Below are 16,409 nucleotides of genomic sequence, written 5' to 3'. Positions count from 1 at the left end.
CCGCGGTGGCGCGCCCGCGCTACTGAGGCGCCTCGACCGAAGGGCTTTCCCATGCAGGGCAGCGGGCTGCTGATCGCGGGCACATTCGTTGCCATCTGGGCCTCCGCCTTCACGGTGGCCGGGGTGGTGGTGAAGGAATGGCCGCCGCTCTGGGCGCTCGGCATCCGCTTCGGGCTGACCGTGCCGCTGCTGCTGGCGATCCTGCTCATCATGCGGTCCCGCCTGCCGCGGCCGGGCGATATCGGGCGGGTCGCGGTACTGGGGCTGTGCGGCATGGGCGGGTACCTCGCCTTCGCCTGGCTCGCCATGGCGCGCATCCCGACCGGGCTGGTGGCGCTGATCTGCGCCACGACGCCGCTGATGGTCGCCGCCGGGGAAAGCCTGTTCCTGCGCCGGCCGCTGCCGGGCCTCGCCTGGGTCGGGCTCGCCATCGGCTGGTCCGGCGTCGCGCTGCTGGGCTTTCTCCGCGCGGTCGACGGGCTGGCGGCGGCAGAGGCGCTGGGCTTCGTCTTCGCGCTGGGCGCCGCGATCAGCCAGGCGGTGGGGCTGCTGGTCTATGCGCCGGCCAAGGGGCGCGTCGATATCTGGTTCGCGAGCTTCGGCCAGACCGCGGTTTCCGCCGCGCTGTGCCTGGTGCTGGCCCTGGCGCTGGAGGGTGCGCCGCCCACTTCCGCCAGCTTGCCGACGGTCGCGGCGATGGGCTGGTCGATGGTGGTGGTGGGCATCGGCGCCTATGCGCTGAACTTCGCCATGATGCGCCGCGTGCCGGCCTCCACCGCCGCCGCCCTGCAATTGCTGGCGCCGCCGCTAGCCGCGGTGTTCGGCTGGGCGCTGCTGAGCGAGCGGCTCTATGCCAGCGACATCATGGGTGGCGTGCTGACGCTGGGCGGGCTGGCGCTGCTGGTGCATGCGCGGTCGCGGGGCTGATCTTCCGGCAATGCAATGCTGCGCCGCCGGGGTTTCGATGCAGGATGCGGGCATGCAAGCGCGACGACGAGCACCCATCAGCTTCTGAACTCAGCCGGCCTCCTGGCCGCCACGCCCGTTCGCCTGCAGGATACCCCCCATGTACACGCCAGCCGCCTTCCGGGTGGACGACCCGGCCTGGATCTTCGCCCATGTCGAGCGGCATGATTTCGGCATGCTGGTCAGCGCCACGCCGCTGATGGTCAGCCACCTGCCGTTTCAGCTTGTCCGCCCGGCAGGCGACAAACCCGCAAGGCTGGTCTGCCACCTGGCCCGCGCCAACCCGCATTGGCAGGCCTTCGCCGGCGCGGGCGAGGAGGCGCTGGCCGTGTTCCGCGGCCCGCACGCCTATATCTCGCCGACCTGGTACGGCCAGCACCCCAGCGTACCGACCTGGAACTACGATGTGGTGCAGGCCGAGGGCATCGCCACGCTGATCGAGGACCCGGCTGAGATCGCGCTGCAGATGCGTGCCATGGCCGCCGCCTATGAGCCCACCCCGGGCTTCGACATGGACGCGCAGCCGGCGAAATACATGGACGGCATGTTCAAGGCGCTGGTCGGGGTGAGCATTTCGGTGCGGCACTGGACGGGCAAGCGCAAGCAGAGCCAGAATCGCCCGCAGGCGGACCGCACCAGCGTCGCCGCGGCACTCGAGGCGCGCGGCGAACACGCGGCCGCCGCGGCATTGCGCGAGGCCAACGGCATTGAGTGACACGCGACCGGATATCGAGACCCTCGCCAGCCGCGAGATCTACCGCAACGCCTGGATGACGGTGCGGGAGGATCAGGTGCGGCGGCGCGATGGCTCCACCGGCATCTATGGCGTGGTGGAGAAGGTGGATTTCGTCACCGTCGTGCCGGTGCATCCGGATGGATCGATCCAGCTCGTCCAGCAATTCCGCTACCCGGTCGGGCAGCGGCACTGGGAATTCGTCCAGGGCATGTGGGGCCCGCCGGGGACGGACCCGCTGGAGGCGGCGCGCCACGAATTGCTGGAGGAAACCGGGATGGAAGCGGCCGAATGGCTGCATGGCGGCTTCCTCAACCTGGCCCAGGGCACCATGCGCCAGGGCTACGACATCTTCGTGGCCCGCGGCCTGACGCAGGGGGCGGCGATGCCGGAGGTGGAGGAGCAGGACCTGGTCACCCGCGCGGTGACGCTGGCCGAGTTCGAGGCCATGCTTCGCGATGGCTGCATCCTGGACGCGACCACCGTCGCCAGCTTCGGCCTGCTGCGCCTCAAGGGCCTGATCTGAGATCACCCTCCTGCGTTGCCCGCCTGAGGCCGCGGCCTTCGGCCCGGCCGGAGGGCCGCCGCCGAGGCGTCCGAGACTGAGGCTGGTGCGCGCGGGTCCTCAGCCTTCCTTCCGCCACGCCAGCACGCAGCCATCCGGAAGCACCTCCAGCCGCGTGCAGCAGCCGCGCAGCAGGATCAGCGCGGCCTCGCCCGCGCCCTGCGGCAGGGTCAGTGCCAGTTCCACCTCTGCCGCCGCCTCCCGCACCTCGACCAGCAGGCGGCTGCCCTGTGGCATGCGGGCGGCGGCGTCCTGGGCCAGGGCCAGCAGCGCCAGTTCCAGCGCTGCACGGTCCATTCGCACCTCGACCAGCCGCTCCGGCATCGTCGCCTCCACCTTCAGCCGCGCGCCAAGCGCCACGCGCAGCAGCGGCAGCACCTGGCGCAGCACGGTGGCGGGCGAGACCTTCGCCGGCTCCTCCGCCGCCCGGCGCGCGCAGTCGAGGAAGCCGCGCATCGTCTCCTCCAGCCGCCGGCTGGCCTGAACGGCGCGGTCGAGCTGTCGCCGCGGCGCACCCTCCGCATCCCCGACGCTGCGGGCCAGCAGGTCCAGATTGGCGGCCAGCACCATCATGGCGTTGTTGATGTCATGCTGCACCGCCGGCGCCACGCGGCGCAGGCGGTCCAGGCGTTCCGGCCCCGGATGCGGCGCATCCTGGGGTGGGGACAGGGTCGGGTCATCCGCCAAGCCGGAATTCTCCTTCATCGGGACAGGGAGGCGGCGCCCGGCGACGGCCGGACGAGGGTTTCGAGAATGTCGCGGAACAGCCGTGCCGGCAGGGTGCCGCCGCGCACATCCGCCATCGGCGTGGCATCGTCATTGCCGAGCCAGACGCCCAGCACCAGCGTGCCGCCGCCAGTCCCGGGTGGCGCGGCGGTGAAGCCGATGAACCAGGCGTCGCGGAAATCCTGCGTCGTGCCGGTCTTGCCCGCCACCTGGCGCCCGCCGGGTGGCTGCGCGGCGCGGCCGGTGCCGCGCGTCACCACCGATTCCAGCATCTGCCGCATCGCCGCCGCATATTCGGGCGTGGTCACCCGCAGCAGGGTTGGCCGCCCGGCCGCTACCGCCTGGCCATCGGCGCGGGCGGAGACCAGGCCGCGCGGTTCCGGCAGCAGCCCGCCATTGGCGAAGGGTGCATAGGCGGCCACCAGGTCGAGCAGCGTCACCTCCCCGGTGCCGAGCGCCAGCGTCGCATCGCGCGGAAACGGGCCGGGCAGGCCGAAGCGCTGCGCCGTGGCATTGGCCGCCCGCGCCCCACCGCCACGCGCCAGCACGCGTACCGCGGCGGTGTTCACCGAATGGGTGAGCGCTTCCTCCAGCGTGATCTGGCCCTGGCTGCGCCAGGCGCCGTTGCCGGGACGCCAGCCACCGAGGTTGATCGGCCCGTCCGCCACGCCGTCCCCCGGCCCCATCCCGGCTTCCAGCGCGGTGAGGAAGACGAAGGGCTTGAAGGCGGAACCCGGCTGCCGGCGCGCCTGGGTGGCGCGGTTGAACTGGCTCTGGCGGTAATCCCGCCCGCCCGCCATGGCCCGCACATGGCCGGTTTCCGCCTGCATCACCACCACGGCACCCTGGCCGACGCCGGCCCGCGCGCCGGGGCCGGCCAGCAGCGCCTCCAGCCGCTGTTCCACCACCGCCTGGATGCGCAGGTCCAGCGAGGTCCGCAGCACCAGATCCGCATTGCCCGGGAAGCGCGCGCCCAGGTCATCCAGCGCCCAATCCGCGAACCATCCCGAATCGCGGGACGGGCGTGGCGGGATGCGGATGCTCTCCGCCGCCAGGGTCGCCTCGCGCTGGGTGATGGTGCCGACCTCCACCATCGCGCCCAGTACCTCCGCCGCGCGCCCGGCGGCGGCCTCCGGCGCGGTGCGGGGGTTGAGGCGGGAGGGCGCCTTGGGCAGCCCGGCCAGCACGGCCGATTGCCACAGGTTCAGCCGCGTGGCGGGGATGCCGAAATACAGCCGCGCGGCGGCATCCATGCCGAAGGCGCCAGCGCCGAGGTAGACCCGGTTCAGGTAGATCTCCAGCAGCTCATCCTTGCTGAAGCGCCATTCCAGCCACAGCGCCATCACCGCTTCCTGCGCCTTGCGCCGGAAACTGCGCTCCGGCGTCAGGAACAGGTTCTTTGCGAGCTGCTGCGTCAGGGTCGAGCCGCCCTGCGAGATCTGGCCGGTGGACCAGTTCACCCAGGCGGCGCGGGCGATGCCGATCGGGTCCAGCCCGAGATGCTGGTAGAAGCGCCGGTCCTCGATCGCCAGCAGCGCCGCGGGCAGATGCGCCGGCAGCGCCGGCAGGCGCACGATCTGGCCGTGCACATCGCCGGAGGTGGCGATGATGGCGCCATTGGCGGCTTCCAGGGTGACGCCGGCCCGGCGGGTCTGGCTCAGCGCCAGATCGGTGCGTGGCAGGTCCCAGACCAGCACCAGCAGCACGGCCGCCAGCGCCAGGCTGCCCCAGATGGTGACCAGCACCAGCAGCCGCAGCCAGAACCAGGCACGCCGTCGCCCCACCCCGGCCCGCGCCGGCGCGGACCCTGCCACCGCGGCGCGCCCTGGCCCCGGACGTGCCGGCGCGGCGGCCGGAGCGGCGGGCCGTGGGCGTGGGGCAGCGGTGCGGGGGCGGGCGGTGCGGGCCATCGGCGGCAGGCTTAGCGCAAAACCCCTGCCAGGGAACGCAAATCCTGGGCGCGAAACCCTTGATTACAAAGCCGGGGGTGAATGATTCGCCCTAGGCGCCCACTCCCGGCACCGGTCCCACTTCCCGCGCCACCGCCAGCAGCGAACGACGCAGCCAGGCGTGGCCGGGGTCGGCCTCGAATCGGCGGTGGAAGATCATGGACAGGCGGGTGTGCCGGAACTCCACCGGGCAGGGTCGCAGCGCCAGGCCATAGGTCTCCGCCATGCGCTGTGCCAGCCGGGCCGATAGCGACATCACCATGTCCGTCCGCGCCAGGATCTCGGGCACCGCACCGAGATGGGCGACCACGGCGCCAAGCCGGCGGGGGAAGCCCGCATCCCGCAGCGGCCCGTCCAGCGCGCCGTCGCGCGACCCGTTCGGGGAATGCAGCAGGTGCGGGAAGGCGGTGAAGCGTTCCAGCGTCAGCGGCCCCTCCGCCAGCGGATGCCCCTTGCGGACCAGGGTGAGAAAGTTCTCCGGCAGCAGCCGCACCCGGGTGTAGAGCGCCGGCGGGTCCGGCAGCACGGCCACCGCCAGCTCCGCCTCCCCCTTCGCCAGCAGGTCCAGCGCATTGGTGCGGTCGGCGTGGCGCACCGCCAGCAGGGCGCGCGGCGCGTCCTGGTGCATCTGTTCCAGCAGCGGCGGCACCAGCACGCTTTCGGCATATTCGGACAGCGCCACAGTGAAGACGCGATCCGTGCTGGCCGGCTCGAAGGGTGCGTGGTCGGCCAGCGTGGTCCGCAGCCGGTCCAGCACCTCCGCCACCGGGCCGGCGAGCGACAGGGCAAGGGCGGTGGGCTCCACGCCGCCGGGCCGGCGCAGGAACAACTCGTCGTTCAGCGCCGCGCGCAGCCGCGCCAGGGCGTTGGAGACGGCGGGCTGCGACAGGTTCAGCTTCTCCGCCGCATGCGTCACATGGCGTTCGCGCGCCACCGCGTCGAAGACGCGCAGCAGGTTCAAGTCGAGGGTCTGCAGGTCGGCCAAGGTCGGGGCATCCCGGATGCGTCGAGGGCGCATCATTTGTGGTCGTGATGATGGGTGTTCCATCCCCGCGTCGGAAGCACCCACCGTTGCGACCCCATAACCGGGCCACACCGGGACGCGAACCGCGCCCCTTCCTGACGGAGCCACGGATATGAACCTCGACCCCCGCACCACCACCCCCTATGCCGCGCTGCTGCTGCGCGTGAGCATGGGTGTCCTGTTCCTGGCCCATGGCCTGCTGCTGAAGATCATGACCTTCGGCTTCGCCGGCACGATGGGCTTCTTCGGCTCGCTCGGTTACCCGCCCGTGCTAGGTGCCGTGGTGGCGGTGGCGGAGACGCTGGCCGGCATCGCGCTGATCCTCGGCATCTGGGTCCGGCCGGTCAGCCTGCTGCTGCTGCCGATCATGATCGGCGCCACCATCCAGCACATGGGCAACCCCTGGATCTTCAGCGCGCCGGGCGGCGGCTGGGAATTCCCGGCCTTCTGGACCGTGCTGCTGCTGGTGCAGGCGGGGCTGGGCGCCGGGGCGCATGCGGTGGATCTGGGCCGCCTGTCCGGCCGTGGCGCCGAGGTGGCGCGGGCCTGAAGCCTGCAATGGGGCGCCGCGGGGCAACCCGCGGCGCCGTTGGGCCTGCCAGCCCCCGTGGGGAGACCCTGGGGCCGGCGCTTACCCGGTGGTCGTGACGCCGCGCTGCCGCTCCAGCTCCACCAGCGCCGCATCGCGCTCGGCTTCCAGGGCGCGGGTCTGGGTGTCGCAGGCGTCTGGTCCGATGACCGCGCATTGGGATGTCAGCGCCTGAAGGCGCTCAGCATGGCGGCGGCGCGTCTCCGCGGCGCGGCCTGCGAAGAAGCCGTCCCGCTCCGCTTCCGAGGCGAAGCGCGAGGGTGGCAGGATCAGGGACACGCTGGTGGGATAGCGGGTCATGGCGCCCGTCGCGGCATCCACTGCCAGGCCGATCACGCCGCCGAGCAGGATGTTTCCGGCCGTCATCACCTGCGCTTCCGCGACCACGACCTGCGAGGCAGGCAGGAAATCGCGGCGGGTGCAGGCCACCGCCAGATCCTGCCGCGACTTCGAGATCTCCACGCTGCCCGGCGTGGCGCCGACAGTACCGATCACGGCCCCCTGGCGGGAGACGGTGCAGGCGGCCCCGGTCGGTTCCGTCTGGATTGCGAGGCTTTGGCTCGTGCCGGAGGTGACGGTCGCGCAGGCCGGCAGCAGGGCGATGGACAGCAGCGCCACCAGGCGCAGAAGGCGAGGCATGCAGGACGTCTCCGTTATGGATCAGAACCATAACGATATAGAAATAGTATGCCAAGCTGGTCCCAGGGTCGCCGCAGCGACGTTTACCGCGTGCCGGTCGACCCGAAGCCGCCGACGCCGCGTGCCGTTTCCGGCAGCACCTCCACCTCGCGGAAGCGCGCCCGCACCACCGGCGCCACCACCGCCTGCGCGATGCGCATGCCGCGCTCCACCGTGAACGGCTCGGTGCCGGCATTCATCACGATCACCTGCAGCTCGCCGCGATAATCCTCATCCACCGTGCCGGGGCTGTTGGGCAGGGTGATGCCGTGCTTCAGCGCCAGGCCGGAACGTGGCCGCACCTGCAATTCATGGTCGGGCGGCAGCGCGATGCAGAGGCCGGTCGGCACCAGCACCCGGGCGCCGGGCGCTATCACCAGCGGCGCCGCGACGGCCGCCAGCAGGTCCATCCCGGCGGCGCCGGGCGTCGCGTATTCGGGCAGCGGCAGGCCCTTGGCATGTGGCAGGCGGGTGACCAGGATTTCGACCATTTCAGTCCAGACTCTCCGCAATCCGCGCCGCCAGTCGCCGAGCCACCTCATCCTTTGGCAGGCGAGGCCAATCCTCCACCCCGGCTTCCGTGACCAGGTGCACGGTATTCTCCACGCCGCCCATCACGTCGCCGGAGACGTCATTCGCCACGATCCAGTCGCAGCCCTTGCGTCGGCGCTTGTCCTGCGCATGCGGCACCACGTTTTCCGTCTCCGCCGCGAAGCCCACCACCAGCGCCGGGCGCTGCACCTGGCGCTGCGCGATGGTGGCCAGGATGTCCGGGTTCAGCGTCAGCGTGATTCCGGGCGGCGGCGCGCCGGGCACCTTCTTGATCTTCTGCGTGCCGACATCGGCCGGGCGGAAATCCGCCACCGCGGCGGCGAAGACCGCGGCATCCGCCGGCAGTGCGGCTTCCACCGCCGCCAGCATGTCCCGTGCGCTTTCGATCCGCACCACCGTCACCCCCGCCGGGTCCGGCACCGCGACGGGGCCGGAGACCAGCGTGACGCGCGCGCCGAGGGCGGCCAGCGCCGCGGCGATGGCATGGCCCTGCCGGCCGCTGCTGCGGTTGGCGATGTAGCGCACCGGGTCGATCGCTTCCTGCGTCGGGCCGCTGGTCACCACCACATGGCGCCCGGAAAGTGGCCCGCTGGCGAGCAGGCCCTGGATGGCAGCCAGGATGGTAGCCGGTTCCGCCAGCCGGCCCGGCCCGCTTTCCGGCTCGGCCATCGGCCCATCCTCCGGCCCGACCACGGCGACGCCGCGCGCGGCCAGGGTCTTCATATTGGCCACCGTCGCCGGATGCGCCCACATCGCCGGATTCATCGCCGGCGCCACCAGCACCGGCGCGCGCGTCGCCAGCAGCACCGTTGTCGCCAAATCATCGGCCAGCCCCGCTGCCATCTTCGCCAGCAGGTCGGCCGAGGCCGGCGCCGCCACCACCAGGTCCGGCGCGCGGGCCAGGCGGATATGGCCGATCTCGGCCTCCGCCGCCCACAGATCGTCATGCACCCGGGCGCCCGAGATGCCGGCCATCGCCTCCTTCGTCACGAAGCGGGCGCCGCCGGCGGTCAGGATGGGCGTCACGGCATGGCCGGCGCGGCGCGCCAGACGCACCAGTTCCAGCGCCTTATAGGCGGCGACGCTGCCGGAGACGATGAGGAGCAGATGGGCCATGGCGGCAGGCTAGCCCGGCCCCGCCTCAGCCTCCACCCCGCGTCACCACGCGCTGCGCCGCTTCCCGCCACGCCGCCCAGGCGCGATCGGCCTCCGCTCCCGTCCGGCCGGCGGCGACGGAGGCGGCGTTGAGCGCCACCCGTGCCTGCTCCCGCGCTGCGCCGCTGCGATCCTCCACCGCCTGGCGCGCGCGCCCGAGCGCCGCCTCGGCGGCGGCATGCGCGCGGGCGGCGCTGCGGAAGCCGTCCATGAGCTGCCGGGCCGCGGCGAAATCCTCGATCAGCGCGGCGAGGTCGGCACGGCCCGGTGCCTCCGCCGGCAGGCGTTCCAGCACGCCGCGCAGCGCCTGCAGCCGGTCCGTGCCGCCGGGCAGGCGGGCGATGTCGCGGTCCAGAGCCAGTTCCCGCCACACCGGCGGCAAGGGCTCCGCCAGCGCCGCATCCCACAGCGGAATGGTCTGCGCCTGGCTGCGTTCCCATTCCCATTCGAGCGTGGTCGGCCGGCCCGGCAGATGGGCCGCGACGCGCAGGCCGAAATCGCCTTCCGCCAGCGGCGTGAAGCGTGGCGTCTCGCCGCGCCGCGCCGGCAGATCCACCACCATGCGGCCGCGCGTGGTGCCGGCATCCACCGCCAGCGTCACCGTGTGGAGCTGGCGCAGCGTCACCGCCACCTGGCCGCGGCGCAGCGCGACCGAGACGGGGGCGCCGGCATCCCGCCGCGCCACCGTGTACTGCACGTCCCGGTCCCGCGCGAAGGCGACCAGGCGGGTCTCGCCCGGCGGCGTCGCCGGCAGTTCCGCATCGCCGAGGAAGCCGCCCGCCTCCGGCCCGCTGCGGCCGTAGACGGTGGCGAGGCCGGCCGGCAGCGGGTTGTTGGTGTCGTTGATGACCTGCACCGCCTGCAACGGGTGGCGCCCGCCAAGCTCCTGCACCCACCAGACCCGCTCCGCCGCCAGCCTTGCATCGAGGAAGGGCAGGTTCGCCGTCTCCCCCGCGCGAATCGTCACCGGTTCCGCCAGATTGAAGGCGACCCGGCCGAGCGAGGCTGCGGCCACCGCCTGGGCCGCCGCCGGCGCCGCATCGGCGATCGCGGATTGGGCGCCGCCGGCGGGCGCGGCACGGAACATCCGGCTTTCGGCGGCGGGGGCCGGGCTTGGCAGGGCCATGGGGGGCGGCGGCGGCACCGGCCGGCCACCGCTATCCGGCCGCACCACCACCTGGCCGCTGCCGAGGATGGGCAGCTCCGGCCGCGGCAGCAGCACCGGCGTGTACAGCGCCTGGCGGAAGGACGCCGCCTCGCCGGAGACCAGCGACAGGCGGATGCCGTCCCAGTCCGAGCCGCTGTGGTTCTCCACCACCGCCCAGCCCATCAGCCGCGCCTCGGCGCCTTCCTCCCCCACCCCCGGCACCACCAGGCGCCAGGATGGCTTCCATAGCGGCGCGCCGGCGACGTAGCTCAGCGTCACCTCCCGCGCCTCGGCGGCACCGGGCCGCAGCGCGACGGACAGGCGGCGGGTCTCGGTGCCGCGCATCTCGGCCAGCGCCTCCGCCGCGCGGGCGATGCGGGCGGCGAGGTCGCCATCCAGCAGGCGCACCTCCTCATGTTCCCGCAGCATCAGGCTGCGCAGGCCGGTGGGGGTGAGCAGGGTCAGGCGCAGGGCGTCCTTGCCCTCCGAGGCCTCGGCGATGCGGCCCTCCGATTCGCCGACCGCGACGCGCTGACCGCGCAGTGCGCTGAGCAGGCTGGCGCGGCTGGTGAAATCCTCGGCCTTCACGGGCAGGCCGCGAAAGGCCTCGGCGGCGAGGTCCTGGGCCGGCAGGCGCAGCCCCTCCACCCGCCCGGCCGGATCGGCGACGACCAGGGAGCGCAGGATGTCGTCCACATCGGCCAGCGGGACGCGGAAGCTCAGCGCCGGATCATCGGGCGCCACCGGCCCGGCGCGGTCGATCTGCGCCAGCCCGGCGGAGGACAGCGTGACCCCGCGCACCGGCAGTTCGGCCGCCCTTGGCGCGACAAGGGCGCTGGTGGCGAGCAGCAGGGCGAGGAGGCCGCGGAAAGGCATCATGTGGCGGATGTTCCTGTTTGTTGCGGGCCTGATGGTTGCAGGCAGCCTGGACGGAGGCCGGGGCCGCATCAAGGCGGCCAGCCCGGCGCCAGGGCGCGGGTTGAGGGCGGGTAGTGGCGGCGCAGGAAGCGATCGAACCGGGCCGGATCGGGCGCGAGCTCCACCCTCCACCAGCCGGGCGCGGTGCGGGCCAGGCGCCGCAGGTCGCCGGCGCCGGGCGGGTGCGGCTGGGTGACGAAGGCGGCGACCACATCGCCCTGCGCCAGCACCGCCCCCTCCGCCCAGCCTTCCGGCTGGTTGTCCCGCGCCGGCATGGTGATGCCATCGAACACCTGGACCGGGCGGGTGGGGTCGATGCGGGGCAGGGCGGCGCCGCCTTCGTTTCCTCGGGCCGTGATCGCGCCATCCGGATGCAGCAGCAGCCAGTGCCGGCTGAGGCAGCGCGGCGCGTGCAGGAACACCCAGACGGCATGCCCCACCACCAGCAGCGCCACGCCACCGGCCCAGATCCCCTTCACCCAGCCCGGCAAAGGCAGGGGGGCGGGGAAGAACATCGGGTCGTCCAGGATCGGGTCCAGCGCCAGGATGAGCAGCAGGGCGCCGGCCAGGATGGCGGCCAGCAGCGGCAGGGCGCGCGGCTGGTCATCCACCAGCCCACGCAACCAGTTCGTGGCGTCCTGGGCCAGCGTGGCCTGCGCATGCGGCGCGAAGATGCGGGCGGCCAGATGTTCCGTCGCACCCCGCCGCCGCCGCGCCCGTTGCCGCGCCGCGGCGCGGTGGATCATGGCGAGATAGACCAGCGCCACGCCACCGGCCGTCGCCAGCACCATCCCCACCATGCCGAAAGCCCCTTAGCATCCGGCGCAGCCTAGCCGCCGGTCGTTGTCCGCGTGTTGCGTTCCGTGTCGCCCCGCTTGCCGGCCCGTCGCCGCCCCGGCAGGCTGGCGCCATGGCGCAGGAATGGGTGCCGGATCGCTATTTCGCCCTGGCGGGCCGGCCGGTGATGCAGGTGCGGAATGCCGAAGGCGCGCTGGGCGTGCGGGAGATGCATCCCGCCACCGGAGCCTTCCTGCCCAGCTTCGCCCTTTACGCCCGGCTGCGCGAAGGGGCTGCGGACCTCGATGAGCTGGACCGCGCCGCCTTCCTCGAACTGGTGGCGGCCTGGCGGCACCGCCTGGCGATGCGGCGCCGGGCGCTGCCGATTCGCTGGATGCCGACCGGCGATGCGCTGTTCCCGTGGCAGGCGGAGCAGGAGGGCCAGCCCCTGCGGCTGCGGCTCAACCCGTACCTGCCCGACCTGCAATTTTCCGTCCTGGCCGCCGACCAGGCGGTGGATGAACTGGAGGATTGGCCGCCGGCCTGGCAGCAGGAACCTTAGCGCTGCCGTCCGACAAGCCAGCCCAGCCCGAGCAGCACCAGGCCGATGCCGCCGAAGACCAGGGCGAAGTCCAGATCCGTCGGCACCGCCAGGCCCGGCGTGCCGCCGGTGCCGCGGGTGCGGATCTCCCACCCCGTCGCGATGCTGAACAGCGCCAGCCCGCCGGTGGCCGCCAGCGCGAAGCCCAGCGCCACCAGCACGAAGGCCAGCGCCGCTCTCATCCGCCCGGCGCACCCTGGGTGTTGACGTACAGGCTGTAGAGCGAATGCGCCGCCGCCATGAACAGCCGGTTCCGGTGCCGCCCGCCGAAGCAGACATTGGCGCAGCGTTCCGGCAGGTCGATGAAGCCGATCGGCGTGCCGGCGGCGTTGAACACCTTCACGCCGTCCATGCCCGGCCCACCCATGCCCCAGCCGCACCACAGGTTGCCGTCCACATCCACGCGGAAGCCGTCCGGCGTCTCGCCCGGGGCGCAGGCCACGAAGACGCGGCGGTTGCGGAGCGTGGTGCCGGCGCAGTCATAGGCCAGGATGTTGCGCGGCTCCGACCGGCTCTCGATGATGTAGAGGATGGATTCGTCGGGGCTGAAGGCCAGGCCGTTCGGGTGGTCCACATCATCCGCCACCAGCGTGATTTTTCCCGAATCGCCATCCACGCGGTAGACGTTGGTGTGCGGCAGCTCGGGGGTGGCTTTCTCGCCTTCATAGAAGCCGCCGATGCCGAAGGGCGGGTCGGTGAACCAGATGCTGCCGTCCGACTTCACCACCACGTCGTTCGGGCTGTTGAGCCGCTTGCCCTCGAAACTATCCGCGATCACGGTGATAGCGCCGTCGTATTCGTGGCGGATGATGCGCCGCCCGCCATGTTCGCAGGCGATGATGCGGCCCTGGCGGTCCCGCGTATGGCCGTTGGCATTGCCGGATGGCTTGCGGAAATGGCTGACCTGGCCGGTTTCCTCATCCCAGCGCAGCACGCGGTTGTTGGGGATGTCCGACCACAGCAGGCAGCGCTGGTCGCCGAGCCAGACGGGGCCCTCACCCCAGCGGCTGCCGGTCCACAGCCGCTCGACGGAGCTCAGCGGCAGGCGCAGCTTGTTGAAGGCCGGGTCCAGGGTGCGGATGGCGGGGTCGGGGTAGCGCAGGCTTTCCTGCCAGGTCATGGCGTGTCTCCTCAATGGGGCGGTCTTGGCGCCGGGCGGTGTCCTCGCCATGCTGCCAGACGCGGCCAGCCGCGATGCTGGCCCGATATGGGCGGGAGGGAAACCATGGGCGATCTGCCACGGCGTATCGCGGATGAAGCGACGCTGGAGGAGGTGATGTCGCGGCCCGACCCGGCGCTGCTGGCCGACCTCGCCCTTGTGCCGGGGGACCTGCTGGTACTCGGCGCCGCCGGCAAGATGGGGCCGACGCTGTGCCGCCTGGCCAAGCGGGCGGACCCGGCGCGGCGCGTCATCGCGGTGGCGCGCTGGTCCGAGGCCGGGCTGCGGGACCGCATGGAATCCTGGGGCATCGAATGCCTGGCCGCCGACCTGATGGATGACGCCGCCCTCGCCGCGCTGCCCGATTCGGAAAACGTGGTGTTCATGGCGGCGATGAAATTCGGCAGCACGGGGAATGAGGCGCTGACCTGGGCGATGAACGTCCAGCTTCCGGCCCGGGTCGCGGCACGCTGGGCTGCATCGCGCATCGTGTTCTTCTCCACCGGCAATGTGCAGCCGATGTGGCCGGTGAACGGGCCGGCCCCGGATGAAGACGCCACGCCGTCGCCGATCGGCGACTACGCGGCAAGCTGCCTCGGCCGGGAACGCGCCTTCCAGCATGCGGCGGCCACGCGCGGCACGCGCTGCTTCGGCATCCGCCTGAACTACGCGATCGACCTGCGCTACGGCGTGCTGCACGACATCGCGACGAAAGTCGCCTCCGGCACGCCGGTGCCGCTGGCGATGGGCCATGCCAATGTCATCTGGCAGGGCGACGCCAATGCCTGGACGCTGCGCGCCCTATCCCGAGCCGACGCGACCTGCCCGATCCTGAACGTGACGGGGCCGGAGATGGTCTCGGTCCGCTGGCTGGCCGAGCAACTGGCCCGCCGGATGGACCGCACCGCGGAATTCACCGGGACGGAGGCGCCCACCGCCCTGCTCTCCAACGCCGCCCGCGCCTTCCAGGCCTTCGGCTACCCCACGGTGCCGCTGCTGACCCTGGTGGATTGGGTGGCGGATTGGGTGGCGGGTGGCGGCCGCGCACTCGGCAAGGCGACCAAGTTCGAGGTTCGGGATGGCCGCTTCTAGCGCCGCCCCCCGCGGCACGACCACCATGGCGCTCCGCGCGGAGGACCAGCTCTCGAGCCGCGCCCGCGCCACGCGCCAGCGCATCCTGGACGCCGCCCTGGTGGAATTTGCCGAGAAGGGCATGGCCGGCAGCCGGGTGGATGAGATCGCGGCGCGGGCCGGTGCCAACAAGCGCATGCTCTACGCCTATTTCGGCAGCAAGGAGGAGCTGTGGCTGACGGTGCTGGAACGCGCCTATGCCGCGAAGCGGGAGGAGGAGCGGGAGCTTTCGGTGGACAGCCTGCCGCCGCTGGAGGCGATGGCGCGGCTGGTGGCCTTCAACCTGCGCTACACCAGCCGCCACCCCGAATTCGTGGCCTTGCTGAACCAGGAAAACCTGCACCGCGCCGCCTATCTCAGCCGGTCCGAGCAGGTGCCGGCGCTGTATTCGCCGATGCTGGCGGCACTGACCGCGGTGCTGGAGCGCGGCGCGGCGGCCGGCGTGTTCCGGGGTGGGGTGGATGCGATGCAGCTCTACATCTCGATCCTGGCGCTGGGCCATTTCTACGTCGCCAACCGCCACACCCTGTCCACCATCTTCGGCGCCGCACTGGACACCGAAGCCGCCATCGCGGCGCGGGAGGCGCATATCGCGGAGGTGGTGCTGGGCTATCTGCGGCCTTGACCTGATCGTCCACCCGCGACAAAGTAACCGTCTGGTTACCGGTTTGGGGGGAAAGGCAAGTGGGTCTGCGCTGGCAGGATTGGCCGGAGAGCGTGCTCGCGCGTCTGCGGCAAGGTTGCGCCATCCCGGCGCACCCGCTGGCGCTGAATGCGCGGCGGGAGTTGGACCCGCTGCGCCAGCGGGCGCTGTCCCGCTACTATCTGGCGGCCGGCGCGGGCGGTCTCGCCGTTGGCGTCCACACCACGCAATTCGCCATCCGCCAGGTCAGGCTGTTCGAGACGGTGCTGTCGCTGGCCGCCGAAGCGGCGGCGGAGCGGGACGAGGCGCCCATCCTCATCGCCGGCGCCATCGGGCGCACGGAACAGGCGGTGCGGGAGGCGCGGATCGCGCGTGGCCTCGGCTATCACGCCGTGCTGCTGAGCCTCGCCGCCTGGAAGGGCGCCTCGGAGGACGAGATCATCGCCCATTGCCAGGCGGTGGCGGCGGAGATGCCGGTCTTCGGCTTCTACCTGCAGCCGGCGGTGGGCGGCGTGCCGCTTCCGCTGACTTTCTGGCGCCGCTTCGCCGCGATCGAGAATGTGGTGGCCATCAAGATGGCGCCCTTCGACCGCTACGCGACGCTGGATGTGCTGCGCGGCGTGCTGGAGGCCGGCGCGCAGGACCGGATCGCGCTCTACACCGGCAATGACGACCACATCGTGGCGGACCTGCTGACGCCCTTCGCCCTGGCGGGGGCGGAGAAGCCGCTGCGCATCCTGGGCGGGCTGCTGGGGCATTGGAGCGTCTGGACCAAGGCGGCGGTGGATCTGCATGCGCGCTGCCGCGGCGCCGATGCGACGCCCGAATTGCTGGCGCTGGATGCGCAGGTGACGGAGATGAACGCCGCCGTCTTCGACGTGGCGCACAACTTCCACGGCGTGATCGCCGGCTGCCACGAAATCCTCCGCCGCCAGGGCCTGCTGGACGGCATCTGGTGCCTGGACCCGGATGAAGGCCTGTCCCCCGGCCAGGCGGCGCTTCTGACCGCGGTCGCCGAGCGCTACCCGCATCTGACGGACGACGCCTTCGTCCGCGCCAATCTCAACACCTGGCTCTCCTGAAGGATTTTTGCGAA

18 protein-coding genes are annotated in these 16,409 nt (G+C 72.2%); 8 read left to right on the top strand and 10 right to left on the bottom strand.

The window, feature by feature from the left end; all coding sequences use genetic code 11:
* The first annotated feature begins 51 nt into the window (after nucleotides 1-51).
* From HB662_RS10065 to HB662_RS10055, 3 genes are all read left to right on the top strand, one after another.
* The gene (locus HB662_RS10065; protein WP_168049607.1) at nucleotides 52-927 is read left to right on the top strand and encodes a DMT family transporter; all 876 of its coding nucleotides are present in this window, start codon (nucleotides 52-54) and stop codon (nucleotides 925-927) included.
* Between the two features lie 139 nt (nucleotides 928-1,066).
* The gene (locus HB662_RS10060) at nucleotides 1,067-1,681 is read left to right on the top strand and encodes an FMN-binding negative transcriptional regulator (protein WP_168049606.1); all 615 of its coding nucleotides are present in this window, start codon (nucleotides 1,067-1,069) and stop codon (nucleotides 1,679-1,681) included.
* Nucleotides 1,674-2,225, top strand: a complete 552-nt coding sequence (locus HB662_RS10055; RefSeq protein WP_245185560.1) for an NUDIX domain-containing protein — start codon at nucleotides 1,674-1,676, stop codon at nucleotides 2,223-2,225. The genes HB662_RS10060 and HB662_RS10055 overlap by 8 nt, the downstream gene beginning before the upstream one ends.
* A 99-nt stretch (nucleotides 2,226-2,324) precedes the next feature.
* On the opposite strand, the gene HB662_RS10050 is transcribed toward HB662_RS10055, so the two are convergent.
* The 3 genes from HB662_RS10050 to HB662_RS10040 all read right to left on the bottom strand — a co-directional run bounded on the left by HB662_RS10050 (nucleotide 2,325) and on the right by HB662_RS10040 (nucleotide 5,924).
* Nucleotides 2,325-2,951 (bottom strand): sensor histidine kinase, encoded by a 627-nt coding sequence (locus tag HB662_RS10050; protein WP_168049605.1) that lies wholly within the window; start codon nucleotides 2,949-2,951, stop codon nucleotides 2,325-2,327.
* A 14-nt stretch (nucleotides 2,952-2,965) separates the two neighbouring features.
* A complete protein-coding gene (locus HB662_RS10045; RefSeq protein ID WP_342449481.1) occupies nucleotides 2,966-4,804 on the bottom strand; it encodes a transglycosylase domain-containing protein in 1,839 nt (612 codons plus the stop codon).
* Between the two features lie 187 nt (nucleotides 4,805-4,991).
* On the bottom strand, nucleotides 4,992-5,924 hold the full coding sequence (locus HB662_RS10040) for a LysR family transcriptional regulator (protein WP_209443216.1): 933 nt from the start codon (nucleotides 5,922-5,924) through the stop codon (nucleotides 4,992-4,994).
* A 151-nt stretch (nucleotides 5,925-6,075) separates the two neighbouring features.
* On the opposite strand from HB662_RS10040, the gene HB662_RS10035 reads away from it, so the two are divergent.
* Nucleotides 6,076-6,513, top strand: a complete 438-nt coding sequence (locus HB662_RS10035; RefSeq protein WP_168049603.1) for a DoxX family protein — start codon at nucleotides 6,076-6,078, stop codon at nucleotides 6,511-6,513.
* Between the two features lie 81 nt (nucleotides 6,514-6,594).
* Here HB662_RS10035 and HB662_RS10030 read toward each other — a convergent pair whose 3' ends face one another.
* The 5 genes from HB662_RS10030 to HB662_RS10010 all read right to left on the bottom strand — a co-directional run bounded on the left by HB662_RS10030 (nucleotide 6,595) and on the right by HB662_RS10010 (nucleotide 11,802).
* On the bottom strand, nucleotides 6,595-7,191 hold the full coding sequence (locus HB662_RS10030; protein WP_168049602.1) for a hypothetical protein: 597 nt from the start codon (nucleotides 7,189-7,191) through the stop codon (nucleotides 6,595-6,597).
* 83 nt (nucleotides 7,192-7,274) lie between these two features.
* Entirely contained in the window at nucleotides 7,275-7,721 is a 447-nt protein-coding gene (gene dut / locus HB662_RS10025; RefSeq protein ID WP_171970237.1) for a dUTP diphosphatase, read from the bottom strand.
* Nucleotide 7,722: 1 nt separating this feature from the next.
* Nucleotides 7,723-8,898, bottom strand: a complete 1,176-nt coding sequence (coaBC, locus tag HB662_RS10020; RefSeq protein WP_168049600.1) for a bifunctional phosphopantothenoylcysteine decarboxylase/phosphopantothenate--cysteine ligase CoaBC — start codon at nucleotides 8,896-8,898, stop codon at nucleotides 7,723-7,725.
* 25 nt (nucleotides 8,899-8,923) lie between these two features.
* A complete protein-coding gene (locus tag HB662_RS10015) occupies nucleotides 8,924-10,963 on the bottom strand; it encodes a DUF4139 domain-containing protein (protein WP_245185559.1) in 2,040 nt (679 codons plus the stop codon).
* Nucleotides 10,964-11,031: 68 nt separating this feature from the next.
* Entirely contained in the window at nucleotides 11,032-11,802 is a 771-nt protein-coding gene (locus HB662_RS10010; RefSeq protein WP_168049599.1) for a hypothetical protein, read from the bottom strand.
* 110 nt (nucleotides 11,803-11,912) lie between these two features.
* On the opposite strand from HB662_RS10010, the gene HB662_RS10005 reads away from it, so the two are divergent.
* Nucleotides 11,913-12,341, top strand: coding sequence for a hypothetical protein (locus HB662_RS10005; RefSeq protein WP_168049598.1), 429 nt, complete (start codon nucleotides 11,913-11,915; stop codon nucleotides 12,339-12,341).
* Here the strand turns inward: HB662_RS10005 and HB662_RS10000 are convergent.
* Both HB662_RS10000 and HB662_RS09995 read right to left on the bottom strand, forming a co-directional pair.
* Nucleotides 12,338-12,562, bottom strand: coding sequence for a hypothetical protein (locus HB662_RS10000; RefSeq protein ID WP_168049597.1), 225 nt, complete (start codon nucleotides 12,560-12,562; stop codon nucleotides 12,338-12,340). The two genes, HB662_RS10005 and HB662_RS10000, sit on opposite strands and share 4 nt — an antisense overlap.
* Nucleotides 12,559-13,500, bottom strand: coding sequence for an SMP-30/gluconolactonase/LRE family protein (locus tag HB662_RS09995; protein WP_168049596.1), 942 nt, complete (start codon nucleotides 13,498-13,500; stop codon nucleotides 12,559-12,561). The genes HB662_RS10000 and HB662_RS09995 overlap by 4 nt, the downstream gene beginning before the upstream one ends.
* Before the next feature lie 105 nt (nucleotides 13,501-13,605).
* On the opposite strand from HB662_RS09995, the gene HB662_RS09990 reads away from it, so the two are divergent.
* Genes HB662_RS09990 through HB662_RS09980 form a run of 3 tightly spaced genes read left to right on the top strand, consistent with a single transcriptional unit; the run spans nucleotide 13,606 to nucleotide 16,395 of the window.
* Nucleotides 13,606-14,631, top strand: a complete 1,026-nt coding sequence (locus HB662_RS09990; protein WP_209443215.1) for an NAD-dependent epimerase/dehydratase family protein — start codon at nucleotides 13,606-13,608, stop codon at nucleotides 14,629-14,631.
* Nucleotides 14,618-15,295 carry a TetR/AcrR family transcriptional regulator gene (locus tag HB662_RS09985; protein ID WP_245185558.1) on the top strand — a complete coding sequence of 226 codons (678 nt, stop codon included), beginning with the start codon at nucleotides 14,618-14,620 and terminating at the stop codon, nucleotides 15,293-15,295. Before HB662_RS09990 ends, HB662_RS09985 begins: the two co-directional genes overlap by 14 nt.
* Before the next feature lie 59 nt (nucleotides 15,296-15,354).
* The gene (locus HB662_RS09980; protein ID WP_168049594.1) at nucleotides 15,355-16,395 is read left to right on the top strand and encodes a dihydrodipicolinate synthase family protein; all 1,041 of its coding nucleotides are present in this window, start codon (nucleotides 15,355-15,357) and stop codon (nucleotides 16,393-16,395) included.
* Nucleotides 16,396-16,409 lie beyond the last annotated feature (14 nt).

This window comes from Falsiroseomonas frigidaquae, from assembly GCF_012163145.1.
Classification (GTDB): Bacteria; Pseudomonadota; Alphaproteobacteria; order Acetobacterales; family Acetobacteraceae; genus Falsiroseomonas; species Falsiroseomonas frigidaquae.
The sequence above is the reverse complement of the archived record's forward strand: the minus strand, read 5'-3'. Positions and strand labels throughout refer to the sequence as shown.

What these genes read in the sequence shown, in the direction of transcription:
- HB662_RS10035 (WP_168049603.1), top strand. Translation starts at nt 6,076, where the DNA reads ATGAACCTCGACCCCCGCACCACCACCCCCTATGCCGCGCTGCTGCTG.
- HB662_RS09995 (WP_168049596.1), bottom strand. Translation starts at nt 13,500, where the DNA reads ATGACCTGGCAGGAAAGCCTGCGCTACCCCGACCCCGCCATCCGCACC.
- HB662_RS10005 (WP_168049598.1), top strand. Translation starts at nt 11,913, where the DNA reads ATGGCGCAGGAATGGGTGCCGGATCGCTATTTCGCCCTGGCGGGCCGG.
- HB662_RS10015 (WP_245185559.1), bottom strand. Translation starts at nt 10,963, where the DNA reads ATGATGCCTTTCCGCGGCCTCCTCGCCCTGCTGCTCGCCACCAGCGCC.
- HB662_RS09985 (WP_245185558.1), top strand. Translation starts at nt 14,618, where the DNA reads ATGGCCGCTTCTAGCGCCGCCCCCCGCGGCACGACCACCATGGCGCTC.
- HB662_RS10010 (WP_168049599.1), bottom strand. Translation starts at nt 11,802, where the DNA reads ATGGTGGGGATGGTGCTGGCGACGGCCGGTGGCGTGGCGCTGGTCTAT.
- HB662_RS10060 (WP_168049606.1), top strand. Translation starts at nt 1,067, where the DNA reads ATGTACACGCCAGCCGCCTTCCGGGTGGACGACCCGGCCTGGATCTTC.
- dut (WP_171970237.1), bottom strand. Translation starts at nt 7,721, where the DNA reads ATGGTCGAAATCCTGGTCACCCGCCTGCCACATGCCAAGGGCCTGCCG.
- HB662_RS10065 (WP_168049607.1), top strand. Translation starts at nt 52, where the DNA reads ATGCAGGGCAGCGGGCTGCTGATCGCGGGCACATTCGTTGCCATCTGG.
- HB662_RS10000 (WP_168049597.1), bottom strand. Translation starts at nt 12,562, where the DNA reads ATGAGAGCGGCGCTGGCCTTCGTGCTGGTGGCGCTGGGCTTCGCGCTG.
- HB662_RS09990 (WP_209443215.1), top strand. Translation starts at nt 13,606, where the DNA reads ATGGGCGATCTGCCACGGCGTATCGCGGATGAAGCGACGCTGGAGGAG.
- coaBC (WP_168049600.1), bottom strand. Translation starts at nt 8,898, where the DNA reads ATGGCCCATCTGCTCCTCATCGTCTCCGGCAGCGTCGCCGCCTATAAG.
- HB662_RS10030 (WP_168049602.1), bottom strand. Translation starts at nt 7,191, where the DNA reads ATGCCTCGCCTTCTGCGCCTGGTGGCGCTGCTGTCCATCGCCCTGCTG.